The 19,788-nt window shown below is 67.3% G+C and carries 22 protein-coding genes; 7 read left to right on the forward strand and 15 right to left on the reverse strand.

Features of this window, described 5'->3' with window-relative positions; genetic code table 11:
• Positions 1 to 144: 144 nt before the first annotated feature.
• The 3 genes from C5E06_RS09515 (at position 145) to C5E06_RS18970 (ending at position 2,265) form a co-directional block, all read left to right on the forward strand.
• Complete coding sequence (locus tag C5E06_RS09515) at positions 145 to 456, forward strand: hypothetical protein (RefSeq protein WP_104306695.1); 312 nt, start codon at positions 145 to 147, stop codon at positions 454 to 456.
• Positions 456 to 1,070 (forward strand): hypothetical protein, encoded by a 615-nt coding sequence (locus C5E06_RS09520; RefSeq protein ID WP_104306696.1) that lies wholly within the window; start codon positions 456 to 458, stop codon positions 1,068 to 1,070. Before C5E06_RS09515 ends, C5E06_RS09520 begins: the two co-directional genes overlap by 1 nt.
• A gap of 793 nt (positions 1,071 to 1,863) precedes the next feature.
• Positions 1,864 to 2,265: a hypothetical protein gene (locus tag C5E06_RS18970; protein WP_146081345.1), complete on the forward strand. Its 402-nt coding sequence runs from the start codon at positions 1,864 to 1,866 to the stop codon at positions 2,263 to 2,265.
• Positions 2,266 to 2,418: 153 nt separating this feature from the next.
• On the opposite strand, the gene C5E06_RS09525 is transcribed toward C5E06_RS18970, so the two are convergent.
• The 5 genes from C5E06_RS09525 to C5E06_RS09545 all read right to left on the reverse strand — a co-directional run bounded on the left by C5E06_RS09525 (position 2,419) and on the right by C5E06_RS09545 (position 6,169).
• Positions 2,419 to 2,997 carry a hypothetical protein gene (locus C5E06_RS09525; protein ID WP_104306697.1) on the reverse strand — a complete coding sequence of 193 codons (579 nt, stop codon included), beginning with the start codon at positions 2,995 to 2,997 and terminating at the stop codon, positions 2,419 to 2,421.
• 369 nt (positions 2,998 to 3,366) lie between these two features.
• A complete protein-coding gene (locus C5E06_RS09530) occupies positions 3,367 to 4,287 on the reverse strand; it encodes a helix-turn-helix domain-containing protein (protein ID WP_104306698.1) in 921 nt (306 codons plus the stop codon).
• A 208-nt stretch (positions 4,288 to 4,495) separates the two neighbouring features.
• Positions 4,496 to 4,948 carry a hypothetical protein gene (locus C5E06_RS09535; protein ID WP_104306699.1) on the reverse strand — a complete coding sequence of 151 codons (453 nt, stop codon included), beginning with the start codon at positions 4,946 to 4,948 and terminating at the stop codon, positions 4,496 to 4,498.
• Positions 4,945 to 5,739 carry a hypothetical protein gene (locus C5E06_RS09540; protein WP_104306700.1) on the reverse strand — a complete coding sequence of 265 codons (795 nt, stop codon included), beginning with the start codon at positions 5,737 to 5,739 and terminating at the stop codon, positions 4,945 to 4,947. The genes C5E06_RS09535 and C5E06_RS09540 overlap by 4 nt, the downstream gene beginning before the upstream one ends.
• Before the next feature lie 52 nt (positions 5,740 to 5,791).
• Positions 5,792 to 6,169 (reverse strand): peptidyl-tRNA hydrolase, encoded by a 378-nt coding sequence (locus tag C5E06_RS09545; protein ID WP_104306701.1) that lies wholly within the window; start codon positions 6,167 to 6,169, stop codon positions 5,792 to 5,794.
• Between the two features lie 754 nt (positions 6,170 to 6,923).
• On the opposite strand from C5E06_RS09545, the gene C5E06_RS19230 reads away from it, so the two are divergent.
• Complete coding sequence (locus C5E06_RS19230; RefSeq protein ID WP_181062925.1) at positions 6,924 to 7,277, forward strand: hypothetical protein; 354 nt, start codon at positions 6,924 to 6,926, stop codon at positions 7,275 to 7,277.
• A 41-nt stretch (positions 7,278 to 7,318) separates the two neighbouring features.
• On the opposite strand, the gene C5E06_RS09555 is transcribed toward C5E06_RS19230, so the two are convergent.
• From C5E06_RS09555 to C5E06_RS09575, 5 genes are all read right to left on the reverse strand, one after another.
• A complete protein-coding gene (locus C5E06_RS09555) occupies positions 7,319 to 7,897 on the reverse strand; it encodes a hypothetical protein (RefSeq protein WP_104306703.1) in 579 nt (192 codons plus the stop codon).
• 69 nt (positions 7,898 to 7,966) lie between these two features.
• A complete protein-coding gene (locus C5E06_RS09560) occupies positions 7,967 to 8,608 on the reverse strand; it encodes a hypothetical protein (protein WP_104306704.1) in 642 nt (213 codons plus the stop codon).
• The gene (locus C5E06_RS09565) at positions 8,605 to 9,483 is read right to left on the reverse strand and encodes a hypothetical protein (protein WP_104306705.1); all 879 of its coding nucleotides are present in this window, start codon (positions 9,481 to 9,483) and stop codon (positions 8,605 to 8,607) included. Before C5E06_RS09565 ends, C5E06_RS09560 begins: the two co-directional genes overlap by 4 nt.
• A 2-nt stretch (positions 9,484 to 9,485) precedes the next feature.
• Positions 9,486 to 10,334: a hypothetical protein gene (locus C5E06_RS09570; protein WP_104306706.1), complete on the reverse strand. Its 849-nt coding sequence runs from the start codon at positions 10,332 to 10,334 to the stop codon at positions 9,486 to 9,488.
• Positions 10,331 to 11,194, reverse strand: a complete 864-nt coding sequence (locus tag C5E06_RS09575; protein ID WP_104306707.1) for a hypothetical protein — start codon at positions 11,192 to 11,194, stop codon at positions 10,331 to 10,333. Before C5E06_RS09575 ends, C5E06_RS09570 begins: the two co-directional genes overlap by 4 nt.
• A gap of 67 nt (positions 11,195 to 11,261) precedes the next feature.
• Here C5E06_RS09575 and C5E06_RS19235 point away from each other — a divergent pair, with 67 nt between their 5' ends.
• Positions 11,262 to 11,402, forward strand: a complete 141-nt coding sequence (locus C5E06_RS19235; RefSeq protein ID WP_181062926.1) for a hypothetical protein — start codon at positions 11,262 to 11,264, stop codon at positions 11,400 to 11,402.
• Positions 11,403 to 11,406: 4 nt separating this feature from the next.
• On the opposite strand, the gene C5E06_RS09580 is transcribed toward C5E06_RS19235, so the two are convergent.
• Positions 11,407 to 13,527 carry a DEAD/DEAH box helicase gene (locus C5E06_RS09580; protein ID WP_104306708.1) on the reverse strand — a complete coding sequence of 707 codons (2,121 nt, stop codon included), beginning with the start codon at positions 13,525 to 13,527 and terminating at the stop codon, positions 11,407 to 11,409.
• Between the two features lie 2 nt (positions 13,528 to 13,529).
• Positions 13,530 to 14,033 (reverse strand): hypothetical protein, encoded by a 504-nt coding sequence (locus C5E06_RS09585; protein ID WP_104306709.1) that lies wholly within the window; start codon positions 14,031 to 14,033, stop codon positions 13,530 to 13,532.
• A gap of 156 nt (positions 14,034 to 14,189) precedes the next feature.
• On the opposite strand from C5E06_RS09585, the gene C5E06_RS09590 reads away from it, so the two are divergent.
• Positions 14,190 to 14,672, forward strand: coding sequence for a Panacea domain-containing protein (locus C5E06_RS09590; RefSeq protein ID WP_104306710.1), 483 nt, complete (start codon positions 14,190 to 14,192; stop codon positions 14,670 to 14,672).
• A gap of 89 nt (positions 14,673 to 14,761) precedes the next feature.
• The gene (locus C5E06_RS09595) at positions 14,762 to 15,124 is read left to right on the forward strand and encodes a hypothetical protein (protein ID WP_146081346.1); all 363 of its coding nucleotides are present in this window, start codon (positions 14,762 to 14,764) and stop codon (positions 15,122 to 15,124) included.
• Positions 15,125 to 15,174: 50 nt separating this feature from the next.
• On the opposite strand, the gene C5E06_RS09600 is transcribed toward C5E06_RS09595, so the two are convergent.
• The 3 genes from C5E06_RS09600 to C5E06_RS19785 all read right to left on the reverse strand — a co-directional run bounded on the left by C5E06_RS09600 (position 15,175) and on the right by C5E06_RS19785 (position 19,656).
• The gene (locus C5E06_RS09600; RefSeq protein ID WP_104306712.1) at positions 15,175 to 15,876 is read right to left on the reverse strand and encodes a hypothetical protein; all 702 of its coding nucleotides are present in this window, start codon (positions 15,874 to 15,876) and stop codon (positions 15,175 to 15,177) included.
• Positions 15,877 to 15,886: 10 nt separating this feature from the next.
• Positions 15,887 to 18,154, reverse strand: coding sequence for a M23 family metallopeptidase (locus C5E06_RS09605; protein WP_104306713.1), 2,268 nt, complete (start codon positions 18,152 to 18,154; stop codon positions 15,887 to 15,889).
• A 194-nt stretch (positions 18,155 to 18,348) separates the two neighbouring features.
• A complete protein-coding gene (locus C5E06_RS19785; RefSeq protein WP_374953238.1) occupies positions 18,349 to 19,656 on the reverse strand; it encodes an RNA-guided endonuclease InsQ/TnpB family protein in 1,308 nt (435 codons plus the stop codon).
• Positions 19,657 to 19,788 lie beyond the last annotated feature (132 nt).

The raw sequence follows: 19,788 nt of genomic DNA on the forward strand, positions 1-19,788 counted from the left end.
GGCACTGTGTGCGGCGAAAAACGCGGACTCCGTCGGGGTTCCTATGCGCGCGAAGGACGCGAGCGGACGATCACGGCGCGGTGGCGGTGGCGGTTGGCATGCTCATTCAGGGCGGCGGCGCGACGCTCCCCGCATAGAGGTGGCATGACACTTGCATCGCCGTCCGCCCTCCGCCCCGCCCCACACGTCCCGGTCTCGTACGTCCCGTCCCCGATCGAGGACCTGGTGCGCGAGCACGGGTTCACGGCCGTCCCGACCCTCGCGTCCGCTGACGCCGACATCGGAGCCTTCGGCGCCCTCGCCGTCGAGCACGGCCCCGAGTCGACGCCTGGACAGGTGGTAACGCTCGCTTCCGCGATCGCTCAGCACACGGGCATGGTCGCGAAGATCCGGATCCTCGACGGCGACCGCTCCCGCACCATCACGGCGACCCCGACGACCGTTCGGGAGCGCTGATGGCCGCGAAGAAGAAGGTCCTGCACCCCCGCCCAGTCCTCGAGCCGGGCGCCCGCGTCGTCGGCATCGACCTGTCTCTGAACAGCACCGGTGTTGCGGTGATCGGCCCGGACGGCACGTTCGAGCACGTCGGCACGGTCCTGGGTACAGCGCCGCATGCGGGTGACCTGGTGAGGCTCTACGAACGCCTCGACGCGCTCTTCGAGGGCATCGAAGCCCTCGTCGGCGGGTTCCGGGCCAGCGACCTCGTCGTCATCGAAAAGGCCCTCAGCCACCACTCCGGCCCGTTCGGGGAGATGCTCGCAAACTGGCACAACGTCGCCGGCAACCTCACCCGCCGCGGCATCGCCGTCATCCCCATCACCCCCGGCACCCGAGCGGTGTACGGTTCCGGCGGCGGCAAGAGCGACAAGTCACAGGTCGTCCTGCAGGTCGAACGCCGCTTCCCCACCGCCAAGGTCGCCAACAACGACGAAGCCGACGCCGTGGTCCTCGCCGCCATCGGTCGTCACCTCGCCGGGTGCAGCATCGAACCAGCGCCGCTGCCGGCCACGCACTTGTCGGTGGACAAGCTTTTCGAGCCGCTCCCGGTGGCAGAGCGGGTGGTCGGGTAGTTGCCGACCCCCGCGGCGACCATCGCTGCACTTCCTCCACGAAATTTTCGGAATCGCGTTCGGTGCGTTCGTTTTCCAGTCGGGTCTGGCCGCGTGCTCCCGAAGATGAATGGCCGCCGCATACATTGCTTTCGTGCCGGCCGGGGCGTGGACCCATGTCGCACCTGAGATCTCAGACCGACTATCTGGAGCACGAATGAACTCTCACAACACCCCTGCTTCGTCCCCCGACAGCTCACCCTCGAGGCGAGCCTTGGTCGCCGGGGCAGCCTGGTCGATCCCCGTGATCGCCGCCGCCGCCGCAACGCCCATGGCAGCGGCTTCGCAGTGCGCGCCCGGAACAGTCACCCGTGGGCCCGGCACGCACACTGTGGTTGTCCCCGCCTGTGCGCGCACCCTCACTTTCAACGTGTTGGGCTCTGGCGGTTCAGGAGCAAACACCAGCGGCGCACATGCCGGTGCGCGGGTACAGGGCACCATCGCCCTCCCCGCTTCCACGTCGGAGCGCACGTTCACGCTGATCGTGGCGTCTGGCGCGTCGGGTGGCACACCGGGAGTGGGCTTCGGTAACGGCGGCGGCGGAAGCACTACCTGGGCTGGGGGTGCTGGTAGTGCGCTCCGCCAAGGAACGACGCTATTCGTTGCAGCCGGAGGTGGAGGCGGTCGGAGCGTCGTCGTCTCGGGCGGCCCTTACACAATCCAAGACACGTACGGCACGGTGCAGGGCGTTGCTGCAAGCACCAGTGCGGCGGGCGCGAACGGCATGACTCGCGCCGGCGTCAACGCTGGCGCTGTGCGATTCGTCGCAGGACCGGGTCGTCCGGCGGTCGGGGCAACTGGCGGTTCCGGTGTGGTCGGCACGTACATCTCGGTCGGGTACACCGCGACCACCCGCGTAGGAAATCCCGGTGGAAACACCGGCACAGGAAACAACGGCGGAGGTAACGGCGGAAACGCGGTCACCAACGCGGCGAACGGCACGGCGCAAACGGGCCCAGGTGGCGGCGGCTACGCCGGTGGCGCAAGCGGCGGCGAAATCGTCAAGACCGCTCCCGCGGACGGCACCTGGATCGGTGGTGGCGGCGGCGGCGGCGGCTCGAGCTTTGGCGGCGGCCCCGGAGTCACCGTGACTTCGTCAGGCTCCAGCGCGCTCGCTCCAGGTCACGCCGGTTCCATTGTGATCAGCTGGTCTTAGTCCAAGTCCAAGTCCAAGTCCAGTGGCAGCGGCGGCCTGCGCCTCACTTAGCCCGGCCGCCGCGAGTCCGGCAAGCGCAGGTCGAACCTGCAGGAAATCCCTACGGCGGGAGGGCGCACGAGGGCCCACTGCCTCCTCGCAATTACTTCCGGATCATGACTGGACCAGTTCCAATCCGACGAACTGCATCCGGTTCTCACCGTAGAAGCACGACTGGAGCGCGAGCTCTCCCTGCAGGCCCACGAGCTCGTCGGTGGTGACCCAGTGCTTTTCCGTGTTGCGGACTTCCACGACTTCGTAGGTGCCGGGGCGCCCGTCGATGGTGAGCTGTGTGCCGACGGTCCAGTTCAGGACGACGTCGCCGCCGCAGTTGTTGTGCGCGGCGTAGACCGGTGGCACGTTCTCCGCGGACTGGTACGAGACCATTTCGATGAAGGTGCCATCGCACCAGTCGAGCTCGTCCTGCCCGCCCTGCACGCCGAGCGCCACGGACGGGAGCACTCCCTGGGCTTCCGAGACGGATGCGGACACGTCGTTGACGGCGCCGCGGACGTGCCCGTACCCCTGCTCGATCGTCTGCGGGGCGGTGAGCGTCAGAACGAGCATGCCGGCGCCGACGGTCATGAGCAGGCTTCCGAGGACGTTCCCGATGATCCGGCGGACCTTGCGGCCGCGGGGCGCAGGCTTTCGGGCGTGACGGGGAAGCTGGTCGGTCTCGGCAGTGGTGGTCATCGGGGCCTCTCGGTGCGGGGCCGGCGAAGTATGGCCGGCTCCGGTCCTATGCGCGGTTGGAGCCTAAGGCGCTCGTGAAGTCCTCTCGGACCTCTGCGATCGGGATGACACCGGTTCCGTGTTCGCCTCGGGCCCGCGCCCATGGTCACCCGCAGACCGGCGACAACGACCGCAGCTGTGAGCCGAACAGGTCTCTATCTTGGGGGACAACGCTGTCGACGATGATGACCTCGTCGTCCGTGAGCTGGGATGCGCTCCCGAACGGCCAAGCACCGAGTAGGCCTACATCTGCACTCCCTTTCGTACACCTACAGCTCAGCGCTGGCCTGGTTCGGCCTGCGCTGAGCCATGCGGGGACGCGTGCTGGCCCTAGACCCTGGCAGCCGCGACCGGCGTCTCAGTCCGTCCGATAGCGGTCCTCGCTTCGCGGAGGCGCCGGGCGGTGCGCAGCCCGGCGAGGCGAGCGACGTCGTCGAGGTCGCGGTCCGGGTTCTCGTGGATAAACGCCTCGGCGAGCTGGACGCGGGTGCGGCGGATCGCTCGGGAGGGGCTGTCACCGTTCGCCTGGAACGCGTGCTGCAGGCTCCGCTCAGATACCCCCAGCGCTTCGGCGGTGCCGGTCGCGGTCAGAGAGTCGTCGGAGGCGTGGAGGCGAATGTAGCGCATCGCTGCCTCGTAGGACGTCAGCGGCGCCTCCGCCTGGGCGTGGAGCAGCAGCATCCGCGCGATGGTCGCGGCTCCCGTGTACATCGTCGTCGCAGCTTCCTTCGATTGCGGCAGCGGCGCCTTAGAGAGGCCGTAGCTGGCGGCGTATGTGAGCGCGTTCACGCCCGGGTCGCGCAGGAAGCGGACCTCGTTGGGCTGGATGCTGCTCGCGTCCTCGATGGCGGGCACATCCACGCTGAGCAGAAGCACCTCGTTCGTATCCTCGACCATCTCGAGCGTGAGCTCGCGCGCCGCGACCGACTGCGCACTGACCTGCCCAGAGGTGAGCGTGTACGTGTTTGTGCCGACGCTCACGTTCACCTGCCCCTTGTTGACGAAGATGAACAGGCGGCGGTGCGAGGCGAGGTACAGGGATCGGTCGATCTTGATCTTCGTCTTCGGCCACACCGTATGCGCCGCGCAGAACCTCGGCCCGGCAAGGGCGCTGAACGACGTGGGGACCGACATGTCCCGTTCGAGGATCTTGACGTGGCTGCTCACGAGGCTGGAGCCGAACTCCACCAGGTCCGCCTCGCTGTCAACGCGGATTCGCGCGTACCCGAACGCCTGTTGGATTGACGACATGCGCCCTGCCTTCGACTCTGGCAGCCGCGGGCCCAGACCGCGTCACCCCATCGGGGCTCGTTCTGGGATCTGCGCGAGGAGCATGCAGGGGCTGACTCTGGCGGATGAGCTTAGGCACGACCACACACCCGCCCGCTCCCGTGCCCCGGAAAACGAACCAGCCCAGCGGAAAACCGAAGAACCCGCCGGGCTGGTGCGCACGACCTGCCTAGAAGATCTCGTCCTCGTACGCCTGCCGTGCCGTCAGGAACTCGGGCGAGGTCACGTCGTACCGGGCGACGGCTGGGGCCGAACTGCCGAGTGCCTTGAACAGGGCTCCGTTCTCGTAGACGCGGCCGCACTTCGGGCACACGGCATGATCGGCGTGCTCCGTCGATTGCTGCCGGTCCGGGTCGATCTTCCCGTCCGGGTCGGCGTCGAGCCAGTAGCCGTCGCCGACGGCCGCGTTGCCGCACACGCACTCCTGATCGTCACCGTCGTCGGAGACGGTGACTTCCCCGTCGAGCGGTTCCGAGGAGAGCGGGTACGCGTGGACCCTGGTGGTCGTCACCCCCGGGTCGAAGTCGGCGGGTGGCGTGTGCGCCTGGTGGCCGAACTGGCCGGCGTGGGCGACCCCGTTGCCTCGTGCCTGCTCACGCTGTGCGTCGCTGTGCTGCGTCATGCTCGGACCTCTCTCGGGGTGACGTCGATGGTGCACTCGCCCGGTTCGGACTCGTCGGCGGGGCGGAGGCCGCGCTGGTCCAGGTGAACGGCGGAGAGGTTGGCGGCGAGACCGTCGAGCGACTCCATTTTCCCGTACTCGCTCACATCCATCACCTGGCCGTTCACGGTCACGGACTCGATGTCGATGAACGAGCCGTTGTCGTAGCCGCCCTCGCTCAGGTGGAACGCGGTCAGGTCCGGGTCGACGGCGCGGGCGTACTGGCGGAGGCTGTCGATGGTCGTGTTCTGCAGGCGCGCTTCCGCCTCGAACGCGGCCTTGCTTTGGATCTCCACACGCTTGCTCAGTACTGGCATGAGCTCAGCCGGGTCGGTCGGGTCATCGAGTCGCGCCGGAACGTAGTCCGGGGCTGCGTGGAGCCCGTCCTCGTAGAGCGTCGCCGGGAAGTGCCACGACGTGCCACTGTCGAAGGTGAGCTCCCTTCCGCCGTCGTCCACGTAGACGTCGGTGATGAGCTGTGGAAGAGCGAACTCGGCGCGGAGCACATCCAGGTCCTCCGGGTCGAAGTCATCCTCCGCCCGCTCGATGTGCCCCTCGATCACCTGGCGCATGTCTACGCGGTCGCCCTCCCGGAGCGCGTCGATGGGGACGGCGATGCCGGCGGGCTCCAGGGGTTCGATCGAGTCGGTGAATGCGCCCGGTGCGGTGTGTGCTTGGTGGCCGAACTGGCCGGCGTGGGCGACGCCGTTGCCGCGTGCCTGCTCGCGCCGGGTGTCTGCGTGGTTGCTCATGGGTGTGCTCCCTCGGGGTGCGTCACGGGCACTGTGTGCGGCGAAGCCAGGGTCATGGGCGCAGGACTCGGACCGTCGCGGTCTTGGGCGCGATCTCGGTGAGGCCGGAGTCTACAATCGTGATGGAGTGCGCCGGGTCGCCCGGAATCGTGTGGAGGTCGGCGACGCGCAGGGCGAGAGCCGGCTCCTCCCGCCAGGTGAGGAAGGCAGCGTGCCCGGTCGAACGGAGCTCGATGAGCCAGATCATGAGTGCGTGCGCGACCTGCGCCGATGTCTTTCCGGTCGTCATCTGGACGTCGTTGCTGACAACAAGGTCCGGGCGAACGAGGTGCCCGGCCGGGATCGTGCCGAACGAGCCGCCGTCGCGTTCGAGATCGAGGCCCGCCACGCGCAGCTGTCGGATCCGTTTCGGGAAGTCGTCGTACGCCATCGGCGCGAACGCGTAGGCGGTCGCTCCCCCCGACGGTGAAGGACCGACTGGCGGGGTCGGCGGCGCTGAGCTCCGCGATGAACCGGGCGTTGGCGGGCTTCGAGATGCGCCGCACCGTCTTGGTGAACGCGCGCGACAGCCACGTCTTCCACGGGTCGGTCTCCAGGTCGGCGTGGGCGCCGCGAGGTTGGACGCGATCGCGACGGCGGCGATGGTCTCGAAGTGGGCGCCGGGCACGACGGCGATCGGCTGGACGAGGTTCAAGGCGGGAGCCTCGAAAGGCTGGGTATCGGGCACCGGAGGGCTCCTCAGATCGGTCGCTTCCCTACCGGGGATTGCACCGCAGTCTCTGCCGCCGGCACCCCCAATCGCGAGAATCCGCAAGGAGGAGACGGGAAACCGAAGGGACCTGCGCGGTGTTCACGCCACTTGCTAGCTTGCGCAGGAACGTGTACGCACTGAGAGATGAGTTGCTGTGAGCAGATCCCCTAAGACCGCTGACCTGTCCCGACGAGACGTGGTGGCCGGTGCGGCTTGGTCCGTCCCGGTTATCGCCCTTGCCGCCGCGGCTCCAGCGTCGGCCGCATCGCAGTTTGTGTGCCCGCCTGTCCCGGCGAACGCCAGCTGGGTCGCGTCAAGCACCGGCACCGGCTCGGGAAACACCCAGGGGAACCAGGGCGCATCCTGGGCGGGGACGGGCGCAACTCGTAACTTCACTTTCCAGAGGGACAACGCCAGCACCGCCAGCAACTATGTGCTCCGGCTCACCGCGCCGCTCTCGGTCGTTACCGGACGCACCTACCAGATCCGGTACGCCATTCAGACGCAGCGTGGCTGCAACGGAAGCACGACCACGGTCAACACGAACTTCGACGGATACATCGCGGGCCAGCGGGTCGGCGGACGTTCCACGAAGTCCGGGTTCGGGAACCAGCTACAGGACCCGCCAGCCTGCAACGCCGGATACACCGCAGCTCAGACCATCTCGCTCAACTACACCGCCACGTCGACCGGAACCGTGCAGCTCGAGATGCGGTTCACCGCTTTCCCCACGACCGGTGGCAACAATGACGACTACCGCATCACGCCGTCGATCGTCTGCCTGTAGTCCGTCGCGTCCTCGTCGGCTGAATCCGAGCCCCGCCGGCCTCAAACCACCGTCTCTCGGAGCCAGTTGGTCACGTCGTCCCAGTCGCGGCCGGGGAGCGTCATCGACGATTCGGCGTCGCTCGTGTGGCGGGTGGCGATGAGTCGGTCCCCGTCGCCGTAGACGCGGTATTCGGTGCCGGATGGGGCGTGGACGGGCTTCTTGCGTCCCATGAACGACGACGTGCGCAACCCTGCGGCTCGCGCGGACCGGTCAAGGACCGCGTTCATGTCGTACCGGTCGCCGTACGCGCTGAGGATCGCGGCTCCCTCGTCTTCCGAGCCGTCTAGGAGGGGCGCGAAGACCTCGTTGAACTCGGCGATGATGTCGGCGGTCTTCCGTGGTGTCTGCTCGTCGACCGGCAGGAACCGCTCCCACTCCACCGTCGGGAGCCGCCAGCGCGCGCCGATGCCGCACACGACGACGTAGTTGCGAGGGATCAGGACGGCTTCGGCGTGCTTCGTGTTGAACCAGCGCAGCATCGACAGGCGGGTCCCGTCGGGCCGGACGCCGGTGATGAGGCCGGGGTCGCTCACGAGCTCGTAGTCGTTGGCGACGAGGATCTGCTCGAGCAGGTTCATGGGCGGGGCCTTCCAGACGGCGACAGGGGCACGCCCGATCGGCCGCGCCCCTGTCCTATGCGCGCGGTGTCAGTGCTCGCGCCAGCCTTCTGGGAGCCGCACGGGCTTGTCCGAGTTCTCTGACTGGTAGACGAGACCCTCGAACTCCGCCTCGCCGTCGTAGTCGAACCCGATGGACGGGTCCTCGGGATCGATCTCGGCGTACTCGAAGCCGTCGAAGGTTGTCCAGCGCTCAGCGATGTCGACGGCGCGGATCTCGCATTCGTCCCCCGTGTAGGGGTCGATGAACGACGCGTAGGACTCTTCGTCGTTCGGGTCCGCTGGCCGGTAGCGAAGACGCGGGTACTCGGCATGCTTCACGTCGTGTTCGAACCCCTGGTATGTCGCATATCCCTCGGCGGGGTTGACCTCCAGGAGCTTCCGGAACGATTCCTGCGCCTTGTCGGCGGCGCCGTCCTTCGTGCCCTCGTGCGCGCGGGCCGCGTCGAGCTGCGCGAGCTCCTCCGACCAATCGTTGGACTTGTCCGCTCGGAGCTTCTCCGCGAGGGCTTCGGCCCAGGCGTTCAGGCTCGTCGGAGCTTCGGCGGGTGCAGCGGTCGCACCGGGGTCGAACGCCCCCGGTGCGGTGTGGGCCTGATGGCCGAATTGACCCGCCTTGGCGACGCCGTTGCCTCGCGCTTGCTCGCGGCGTGCGTCTGCGGTTGAGGTCATGCGTCATCGTCCGTTCCGGTGTCGAGTGTGAGGGCGATGTCGAGCTGATACGGGTGCTCGTCAGCGCCGCGGGATGCGAAGTCGATGTATCCGGGCTTGTCCTCGTCGGTGACGTTGCGCCAGAGCCAGTCAGGGTCTCCGCGGTCCATCTCCCCCAGGATCGCGTTGACGCCGGAGGACATCTCCTCCAGGTCGGGACGGTCCTGTAGGTCATCGAACTCGAGGAACGTGCCGTCGCGGAGCTCGAGCATCCCGAATCGGAGTTCCCCGTCGTCCTCACCGAGGCGCACATGCACGGCCTTCGCGTCCGGGACCGACATGCGCACCAGGCTCGCTGCGGTGACGGCCGCCTCCCGCTCGAGTTCCTGGCGTCGACGCCAGAACCCCTGGGAGCGGTTGTACAGCTGCTGGCGGCGGTTCTCGATCGCCTTTTCATCGGAACGGTCGAGGACCCGGGCAGGTGCCCGGTCTCGGTCGGTCGAAGCGTGACCGGGGTGGAAGTCCCAGCGTGCGCTTTTTGACTCGTCGGTGTCAGCGAACATCACGTAGACCTCGCCGTCGTTGTGTGTGACAGCGGAGACGGTGCGGGGCCCGCGCTGGAAGTTGCGCTCGAAGTCCTCCACGAGGTCGTCATCTTCCGGGTTCCGCTCGAGGTACGCGGCCGCGAGCCGGAACATGTCGAGCTGGTCGCCGGCTTCGACGTCCGCGGGGTCGATGAGCTCAGCCATGACCGGCACGGGAATTGCGTGCGCAGGCTCAGCCTCGAACGTTCCGGGAGCCGAATGGGCCTGGTGTCCGAACTGGCCGGCGTGGGCGACGCCGTTGCCGCGGGCGGCGTCTCGCTGGGCTTGAGCGGCTTGGCTGATGTTCGTCATGGTCACGCTCCTTGGGTGGTGCCGTTGGTGCGGGCGGCGGTCTCGGCGGGCAGGTGGCGGGTCCACTCGTACTTGCCGTCGGCTTCGGCCTGGTCGAACTCGCGCCCGTGGGCGTTGTTGAGCTCGATGGGGATGTGGGCGCGCCAGTGGGCGCCGTCGCGGTCGATCTTCACGAGGTGGTCGCCGCCTCGGAAGTACGCGGCCTTCTCGCGGTAGGTGATGCCGACGCCAGCGTGGCCGCGGTTGTGCATCCACTCGTGGATGCCGGCGCGGATGTTCGGGTTCTCTGCGGTCGCGATGCGCCGGTCGATTTCCGCGCCGATGTACTCGCTTCCGAACGTGCCGGGGTCGGTCTCGTTCGCGAACCGGGCGTGCAGGTTCCACGCGGTTTGGCCGACGGTTGCTTCGGAGAGCTCGGCGTCGGGGATCCTCGCGGTGAGGGACAGGCTCAGGTTCGAGTCTCCGTCTGCCTGGTACTCGAAGTCGTCCACGTCCGCGTCGAACCAGTCGGAGTAGGCGTCGGCGATGAGCAGGTCGTGCTTCTGCAGCTGCTCGTGCGTGAACCGTTTGTCCCAGTTCGGGTTCTCGCTGTAGTCGAGGACGAGCGTCGAATCCGTGTCGGCCGGGTCGTACTTCATCAGCATCATCATCGACACGCGTTCGTCGTCGAAGCCTCGCGCGTCCTCGGTGAGGTCGATCTCCCGGTTCGCGCGAGCTCTCGCGAGGAGTCCGTCTCCGGGCTCGTGGATGACGAGCGGTGCTGAGTGCTGTTGGTGTCCGAACTGGCCGCCGGTGGTGCCGTTGCCGCGGGCGGCTTCGCGGCGCTGCGTGGCGTCGTTGCTGATGGTCATGCGTTGTCCAGTTCGTAGAGGCGGGTTCGGGTGCTCAGGGAGACGTCGCTGATGTCGAGGAAGTGGGAGGCGCCGTGCTCGTCACGGAGGTCCGCGTCCGCGGCGTCTTCGTCGATGTAGGTGAGCCACTGGGGCTCTTCCCAGGGCATCTCTTGCAGGCAGGATTCGAGCCGGCGATCTCCGTCGACCCAGTCCGTGTCGACCGTTCCATCGTGGTTTCGCACGCCGACGAGCGTGTACTCCCCCGTCATGTCGTTGGTGCCGACGAGCACTTCCTTCGCGTCAGGGTGCAGCTGGAGGGCGATAAACGCCGCGGTCGCGCCGACCTGGGTCTGGTAGCGGTCGGCGTGCCTGGCGAGCTGGAGGCTTGCGTGCTCAACAGCCGCGGCGACCCGCTCGTCCCTCGCCGCGTCCGCGCCGCGGCGGGCTTCGTCGGCCTTGCGGGCGGCGATATAGGTGGTGAGCTCAGCGATGTCAGGGGTCGCTCCGACAGAGCACCGCTCGCCGACCGGCCACTTGGCGAAGCCGCGCTCGACGAACGCCTGGGCGAGCTCCTCGTCAGCACCCTCACCAGGGGCATCCCGAAGTTCCTCGACACTCGCGATCGGCCAGGAATCGAGGATCTGGCGCGTATGGTCAGGGTTGAGTCGTTCCTCGTCGCCATACCCGACGACGGTGCCGCGCTCGTTGTAGAACGTCAGGCTCGCCCACACCGTCGGTGTCGGCACGTCGGCCATGCTGTGGGTGGCCTCGCCGGCGTCGAACGCCGCTGGCGCGGAGTGCTGCTGGTGCCCGAACTGGCCGGCCTGACCGACACCTTGGCCTCGCGCCTGCTCGCGGCGGTCTTCTGCTGTGGACATGCGTGGTGCTCCTCTGGTCCGGGGTTCACCGGGACTGTGTGCGGCGGTCGCGAGTACGGTTGGGGTCATGGCTGAGCTCACGTTCGACAACTCGCCCTGGTACGAGGCGGACGGTGTGCGTTACATCGACGAGCGCGCATTCGAGCAGCTCCTCGGCCCAGTGTCGGAAGAGAACGCCGACCTGCTGGCTCGCCTCGGCGATCGCTGACGGTCTACTTCCGCTTCTTGCGCTGCTTCGCGATGAGTTCGTCGACCATCTGCTGGATGACGTCGGCAGCGCTCATGAGGTCGTCGTTGCTGTTGTCGAGCACGGCGACGTTGCTGCCCGTCTGATAAACCGCGCCGAGCGTGTGGCCCTTCTTCTCGAGCGATCGTTGGATGTGCTCGTCGAGCGTTCCCAAGGCGATAAGGCTCGTGATCAGGACATTCTCGGTCTGCCCGATGCGATGCGCTCGATCCTCGGCCTGGGCCAAAATCGCCGGAGTCCAGTCCTGTTCAGCCAGCACCATGTCCTGAGCCCGGGTCAGCGTGATGCCGGCGTTCGCGACCGGGATGGACGCGAGCAGGATCGCGGTCAATCCGGCTTGGAAGTCGGCGACGATCTGGTCCTTAACCTCGAACTTCGTGTCGGCGTCAATGACCGCGAACGGACGCCCGTCCTTGGCGAAGCTCTCGCGGAGCGAGGCGCCAACCTCGCGGTGCCAGAACCAGACGATGAGCGGACGCGTGTGGAGCCCGTCCTCGTCGGGAGCGGTGTCGTGCAGTCGCACGTACTCAGCGGCGGCGTCGATCTTGGTGAGGCCCGCGGCGACGCGGAGCTTGGAGACGAACCGGATGACGCCCTTCGAATACTCCGCGACCATCTCGTCCGTCGGAGCATCCCCCGTCTCGGACATGACCTTGTCGATCCACTCCTGGATCTTCTCGGCGATGTCTTTGTGCGCGCGCCGGTACTCGGTGAGCGGCACTTCCAGGGCGACGGCGTTGCGGAACTTGCCGGGCAGCTGCTTGAGGACGTCGGTCTTCATGCGCCTCACCCACACGTGCGCGCGCATTTGGTTGCCGAGGTCTTCGAGCGCGCCGCGGCGTGGGCGGAACCGGCCGAACGGGTCCTGCGTGCAGTAGCGCCTGAGGAACTCGTCCCGGCTGCCGAACAGCGGGCCGAGCATGCCGACCATCTCCAGGAGCGCAGCGATCTCCGACGGCGACGCGAACATGGGTGTGCCGGTCGCGGGGATGGTGCGCTTGGAGGACGACGCGAGCTTGAGAGCGGCGGTGCCGCGCTTGGAACCGAGGGTCTTGGCCCGGTGCGCTTCGTCGTAGACGAACAGGTCTGGCGCCCATGCCCGCAGCTGCTCGACGAGTTCCGGACGTGCCACGAGCGTGGAGTCGGGGACGACGACGATGCCCTTCTCGGGCAGCTCGAGCGGCTTGTCGCGCTTCATCTTCTTTGGGTTGACGACGAGCGTTGTGCCGCCGTCCATCGCCCCGTTCACGAGGATCCCGACCTTGTCGGCTTCGCCCTTCCACGCGCCGGTGACGACAGACGGGCAGGTGACGACCATGCGCTCAGCGCCGAGCACGGCGGCGACCGCGAGAGCCTGGCTCGTCTTCCCGAGTCCCATGTCATCCGCGAGGAGGCGGTGCCCGAGCGCGATGGAGAGCGTGCCGAGCGACTGGTACTCGAAGAGATCCATCCCAAACCAGTCGGGGATGAACGACAGCCACTCCCGCAGCGCCTCTGCGCCCCCGAGCGCGGCGAAGTCGGGCGCACTGCCGAGCGCCGCCGCGAACGCCTCGAATCCGGTTACCGGGAGCGGGGCGCGGGCGGCGAGTGACTTCTCGAGGGTGTCGGCGGGCCAGACGACGCCCGTCCGGAGCGTGCCGCGCACGGTCGCGTCCGGGTGCGGAAGCTCAAACCACTCCTCGTCCTTGTTCCAGACGGCGCCCCAGCCGACGAGGTCACCGGCGAGGTCCTTGCCGAGCAGGCGAGGCCGGATGTGCAGACCGAACCCGTCGGGCGCGTGCCGAGCCATCGGCGCGGTCAGGTCCTCGAGGGAGTAGCCGACCAGCGGCCCGTTCTGCGGGTAGTCGATCCACAGGCCGAGCTTCGCGAGCTCCTCGCTGGGATACTCGAAGCCGAGCCCCGTGATCGTCCACGACCGCGTCGACCGGTCGTAGGCCCGGCCCGGCAGGCCTTTCACCCAGCCCTGGAAGGTGCGGCTCCCATCAAGCGGCAGCGGCGCATCCAGGGGTACGCGGAGCCGGAGTTCGGGTTGGGTGATGGACCCGGTCAGCTCGACCGTCCCGACCCTCGTGGACATCGTCGTCATCGTCACTCCGGGACTCCAGCGTCGATGCTGAGCTCGAGTTCCGGCTGGACGATCGTCAGCGGGCCAGCTTCCGGCTCCGCGTCCTCAGGATCCGCTTCCGCATCCGGTTCGGTCTTGGGCTTCGCCTTCGCGGTCAGCGGGGTCTTGATGGGCTTGCCGACGCAGTCGCGGGTGAGGATGCATTTCGAGGGGGCTGCTTGGGCTTTCCCGTCCTGCGTGCGGCCGAGGAATGACACCTGGCCGCAGTCCGCGCACGCCGCGACGATCCGATGCGGATCCACGGAGATGAGCGAGACAACGTTCAGGTTCCGGTCCAGGCACGCCTGCTGATCGGGCGTGAGCCGCACCTTCGCGATCGCCTCAGCGTTGGCGACGAGGTGCCTCCAGGACCCGACCTTCGTGCCCTTGAGGATGAGGAACGCGATGTGCGTCGCCCGCACAACGTCGGGAAGGGCATCGTTGTCGCGGATCTCGATCGGCTTCGGGGGCTTCGCTGTTCTGGTCATGCCCTCCTATGCGGGGAGGGTCGCGCTGAGTATTCTCCTGGGAAGAGTCTCGGGTGGAGGTCGCCGCGAGGTGCTCGTCGGCGCCAAGCAGATAGAATGGGTAGACACAGTTGTTGTCCATGAGGACTGCGCCAGAAGTGACGGGAGGTTTCAGCTATGAGCGGCTACGACGCATTGAATGTCAGCAACAACATCCTGGAACGCTCGTTCCGTGAAAACACTCCAGTCAGCCCGATGAAGTTGCAGAAGATCCTCTACTTCGCCGCGGCCGAGTATGCGAAGGCGACCGGTCGTCCACTGCTAGACGGCAACTTCGAGGCTTGGCAGTACGGCCCAGTGCTGCGATCGGTCTACTCCGAGTTCAAGGGTTATGGCGCTAGGCCGATAACCTCCTACTCCACGGATGCACGCGGGGTTGCTTCGATTATCCGCGAAGACCAGGACCCGGCGCTGGCGACGGTCCTCGACAAAGTCTGGCGTGGAACCAAGGGACGCTCAGCCGTGGAACTTTCACGAGACACCCACGCGCCCGGGTCGGCCTGGTCCTCCGCATATCGCCGAGGTGGCAACAGCAGAATTGATTTCGACGACATGCGTTCGGACGAGTCCTATGTGCCCCTGCTCGGATTCAACGCGTAGTGCAGTCGAACATCGGTTCAGCGTCCAGTGACCCTGCGCAGGACGACCGCGATTCAGCCCATGTGGACCCTACGGCCGAGTATGTCCCCGTGTCCGTCCCAGATTCCGCGGAAATTGACATACCTGCGCCCTCCAACGCGGACACGAGCGCTCTCGAGGTGCATGCCTCTGACTCTCCGCCAGCGGGAACGACGAAGCCGAGGGAGCTGAGCCCAGACGAGAAGCACAAGCAGGAGTTAGAGAAAGACCGACAGCGCTTCGCGCAGAGCGTGACGAAATGGACCATCATCGGCGCAATTGCGACCGGCGTTGCCGCGACCGTCGTGCCCCTCTTCGCGAGCGGCGCTGACGTATCCGCCATGCAAGGCCTCTTTGATTTCCTGAAGCTGGTCGCCACCACTGCGCTTGGGTTCGTCCTCGGGAAGACTATTGGTGGCAACAAGAACGCCTAGGCCAGGAACATGCAGTGCCGCCAGGCTGTCCGTTCCCATCCCGCTTCGCGTCATGGCGTGAAGTTGATATCGGGCTCCTCAACGGAGGTGGCTTTCCCGCTGAGGGCCATCGCTCCACTGCTGAAGTCGACGGGGACGCAGATGGTCCAGTAGTTGTCACCGAAGCGGGTCGCGTCGTTGCTAGATCCCGGGGTCCAGTTGGCGGTGTAGTCGACGACAGTCTTGTAGCAGGCCTCGGTCATGAGGCCGGTTTCGTCTTCGGGTGGAGCGATCAGGGCGGGGTAGGTGACGTCGTGGACGGTGACAGTGGCTTTGTATCCGGAGTTGGAGATGCCGAGGTCGCTGCGCGCAAGGAGTGGGTCCACGGCGATCTGTTCGGCCGTGAAGTACGGCTCGAGGCGGGCTGCGCGTTCTTCGGTGGGTTCGGTGGAGTCGAACGTCACCCATGCGCGCAGTGCGGAGGTGAGCCACGCGTCGATGCTGGCCTGGTCGGTGCCGGAGAGGAGGTCGTTCTCGGCGGAGTGGTCGTGATCATGGCCGGGGTCGCCGCCAGCTTCCGGTTCCACGTGCTCGACGGGCTCCCGGTCCGGGTCCACCGGGGCGGCAGTGTCGGTAACGGTCGCGACCGGGCTCGGTTCGGCGGTGGGCGGGAGCTGGTTCGCGTTGATCGCCCACGCCGCGATGGCGGAGATGGCGACGATGAGAACGGCGGCGGCGCCGACGATGATGAGGCGGAGTCTGGTGGTGGTCATGATCGTGGTCCTATCCGCAGGTCTGTTTCGAGGAGATGCCGGAGATCGTGTACGCGCACAGGTCGAGGCCCATGCCTTTCAGCGTGGTCACGGGGTTCACCTTCTCTCCGGCTTGATCGTAGGTTTCGAGGTGCAGATGTCCGCCGAAGCTGGACCCGGTGTCGCCGACGGTCCCGAGCTGCTGGCCAGCTTTGACCTTGTCGCCCACCTTCAGCGGGGACGGGGCGACCATGTGCCAGTAGGACGTGGAGATGCCGTTGTCGTGCTGCACGGTGACGTAGTTGCCGGCGCCGGAACCGTACGCGGATTCGGTGACGGTGCCCGCAGCGATCGCGAAGATCGGGGCGGAGCCTTCGATGCCTTGGATGTCGACGCCGCGGTGGAACGACGACCCGATGCAGCATCGGGGGCCGAAGAAGTCGGTGATCTGGTGGTACGGGTCGTCCAGCGACAGCGGGTACGCGACGCCGCCGGAGACCGCGCCGACAGAGGTGCCAGACTCGGCGCACGCGACCCCGCCTTGGCTCTTGCCAGGGAGCGCGCCGTCGCCGCCAGCGCTGGGCGCCCCGGTGAGGTCACCCGGGAGCGGGATGGCCGGTGAGGTCTTCTCGTACGCGTCCCAGAGCTTCTCGGCGAGCGGCTGCGCCTGGTTGTACTTGTCGTAATACTGGAGCGCGTACACCTGCACTTCGTGCGCGGCTTTCGCGAGCTCCATTCCCTGCCAGCCGGGCACCGCGCGGAGCACGGACAGGAACTTGCCCGTCGCCCAGGCGGGGGTCAGGCGCTGCTCGCGAGTGCCCCAGGAGTCCTGCTGCTGGTACAGGCCGATGGACGTGGTGGGGCTGCCGTCGGGGTTGAGCACTCCCCCGGTCTCGTAGTCGCCGTAGCCGATGTTGACGAGCGTCGACTCCTGGTAGGCGGTCGCGATCGCGACGATCCCGGCCCACCGGGTGTCGGCGGTCGGGAACATCGTCTTGGTCGCCCCGATGATCGCGCGCACGTTCGACACCTGGTCGGAGGTGAGCCCGTTGACGTCGACCGTGCCGCCACCGTCGCCGGACGCGGGCGCGGTGATGGACCCGGCTCCAGCGTCGCCGCACGTGTTGCCGATGGCGAGCGCCCACTCGCGAGCGGTCGTGAACGCCGTCTTGGCGCTCGCCTCGTCGAGGTGCCCGGGCGGTCCGGCACTGGGGGCGGCGGGCGGAGCTGTCGGCGCGGGTGTCTCGGTGGCTTCCGCGGTCGGCGTTGCCTCGGGCGACGTGGAATTAGCGGTCGGAGTCACATCAGGCGTGGCCTCGGTCGTCGGGGTGCCCAAGGGGGCTGGGGTTTCTGGCGCGTCCGCGGTTCCGTCTGGGCCATAGAGCGCGAGGAGGGCCGCAACGAATCCCTTCTCTGCGGTCTCCTGGGCAGCCTTGTCCACGTCGGAGTCGCCGAGCTTGAGGCGTCCGGTCTCGCCGTCGCGGACGGAGCCGGCGATGAGCTCGCGGTCGTCGTCGGCGGGGATCTGCCGGATGAGCTCGGTGTCGAACGCGCGCGGGTCGAAGTCGACGTCGGGTTTCTCTCGCTCCATCCAGAGCGTCAGCTGCCACGGTGTCGCGGACCCTTCGGATGCGGCTCGGGCGTCGCGGATCTCGGACGCTTCGGCGCCGGCGGCGGCCGCGGTGTCCTGGGACTGGCTGGACAGGGCTGCGGCGAAGGCGTTCACGGTCGCAGAGACGAGGGCTCCGGCGAGGAGGGTGATCGCGAGGGACATGATCGCGAGCATCGCGAGGATGCGCAGCATCGTGCGCTGCCCGGCCTTGTTGTCGACGAGTCCGACAGCAGCGCCTCCCGCGGCGCCGATCGCCGCTCCGACCCAGCCGCCCTTCGTTGCGCCTTGCAGCGCCCCGGACGCCGCGCCCTTGGCGAGGTTCTTGGTGGCGGCTTTCGCGTCGTCGCGAGCACCAGCCAGGCCGCTCCGAGTGGACGCGTTCGACTGGGGCCTCGTCGCGGCTTGCTTGAGACGGTCCTTGCTCTTGCTGGCAGCGTCGGCGGCGAGTTTCTTCGCTCTCGTCGCGGTGGTCTTCTCGGCCCCGGCTTTCGCGGCCTGAGCACCTGCGGCCTTGCCCGCGGCGGCAGCACCGCCCGCGGCTTTCCCGGCGGCTCCCGCGGCTTTTCCGCCGACCGCTCCCGCGACGATGGACGCCGCTTCCTTGCCGAGGCCTTTCGCGGTTGCCTTCGCGCGGTCGCCGGCGGACGGCTTGTCGGGGCCGGTGGGCGGGGTGTCTGGTGTGCTCAAAATGGACCTCCGGCTCGTCCTATGCGCGCGCCAGCCCTCAGCGGCCGAACCATTGGCCGGCGAAGACCAGCGCCGGGTCGCTCATGTACTTGCGGCGGCGCATCTGGAGCCTCGCGGTCTGGAACCGAGACGGGACGCGTGCGGACTTCGACCGGTTTTGACTTCCTCCCGGCCCTCGCGGATCGGGATTCCCTTCAACGCTGATGCGCGGTCAAGGGGCGGCCCCACGGGGCCGCTGGTTTTCGGTTCATTGCGCGTGCCCGCCCGGCCTGAGCCTGCTTGGTCTTAGCTGCGCTCCCCGTTGACGAGGCCGTTGTCCAGGCCCCGGAGGCGACTGCCTCGCGTGCTGCGTCGAGAATGTTCCCGGCAGCGTTGGTGTCAGCGTGTGCCCGATGCCCGCAGGCTTTGCAGCGGAAGATCGCTTGGCTCTCGCGATTCTCCGCGGCAACGTGCCTGCAGGCGCGACAGCGCCGACTCGTGTTCCGTGGGTTGACAGCGACGACCGGGATCCCTGCCGCAGCACCCTTGTACTCGACGAACGATCGCAACCGTCCCAAGCCCGCGTTCAGCATCAGCCGGTTCAGTGATCGTTTGTTCTTCCCCTTCCGGGTCAAGTTCGATAGTCGTAGGTCTTCGAGCCCGATCAGGTCGTGCTCGTTGACGAGCGCGGTCGCGAGCTTGTGGGCCCAGTCGATCCGTACGTTTGCCGCGGCGGCCGCGGCCTTGGCTGCGGCCTCCCTGTGGGCGCGGTACCTGGCCGACGTGTGGAAGTCTCGCCCTTCGCGCCTAGCGACGACGCGGCTCTTCGCCATACGCTTCTGGTGACGCACAACATCAGCCGCGTGATTGGACAGGTCTGGGAGCGAGTGCATGCTCCCGGCGCTGGTCGCAACGGTGTTCGCGACTCCCACGTCAATCCCGACGCTGCGACCGGATCGTTGGTGGTCACGGGCGGCGACGGGGCTGGTGAATGCCACCTCGCGGCGGGTGAGGTTCACTGCGACGGACGTGTATTCCCGCACCTGTTGCGTATGGCGGACACGGATCTGCAGCGACCATCGTCGTGTTCCGTCAGGAGCTGCGGATGGGTTCTGTCCGCGAATGATGACGAGACCGGCGCGGCGCCCGGTCTGCTGGTACGTGGCGTTCCTACCGCCGTTGAACCAGCAGACGAATCTCGAGTCACCGTGCTTGCGTGACTGGAATCGCGGCATCCTCCCGGGTTTTCGCCCCTTCCCATGATTTGTGGCTCGCCTCTTCGCAGCCGCGAACCACTCCTGTTTCTCGATCCGCTCGGTCGACTGGAGTACGTACGCCGGCATTGCTGCCAGGTGTGGATAGCGTTCGCGGGCATCTTTGTCGCTAAGGTCGCTCACCCTCGAGCCGATCGGCACCAGCACGCGCCCCAAAGGATCGCAGCAGGCCTGGTCTCCGTGCCCGTAGACGTACTTGTGCCGTCTCGATCGGTGCTGATTAAACCGAGTCCGCCACCCGTCAGCCATCCATCCCGCCACCCGCCACGGATCAGCGGACCACCGATGCTCACCGTCTTCATTCAGGCCCAGGAACACTGAGCCAGTGACCTTGACTCCGAGAATGCGCACAATCTGACTCACGGTTAACCTATGCGTGGC

This window comes from Pseudoclavibacter sp. RFBI5, assembly GCF_002931395.1.
GTDB lineage: Bacteria > Actinomycetota > Actinomycetes > Actinomycetales > Microbacteriaceae > Pseudoclavibacter.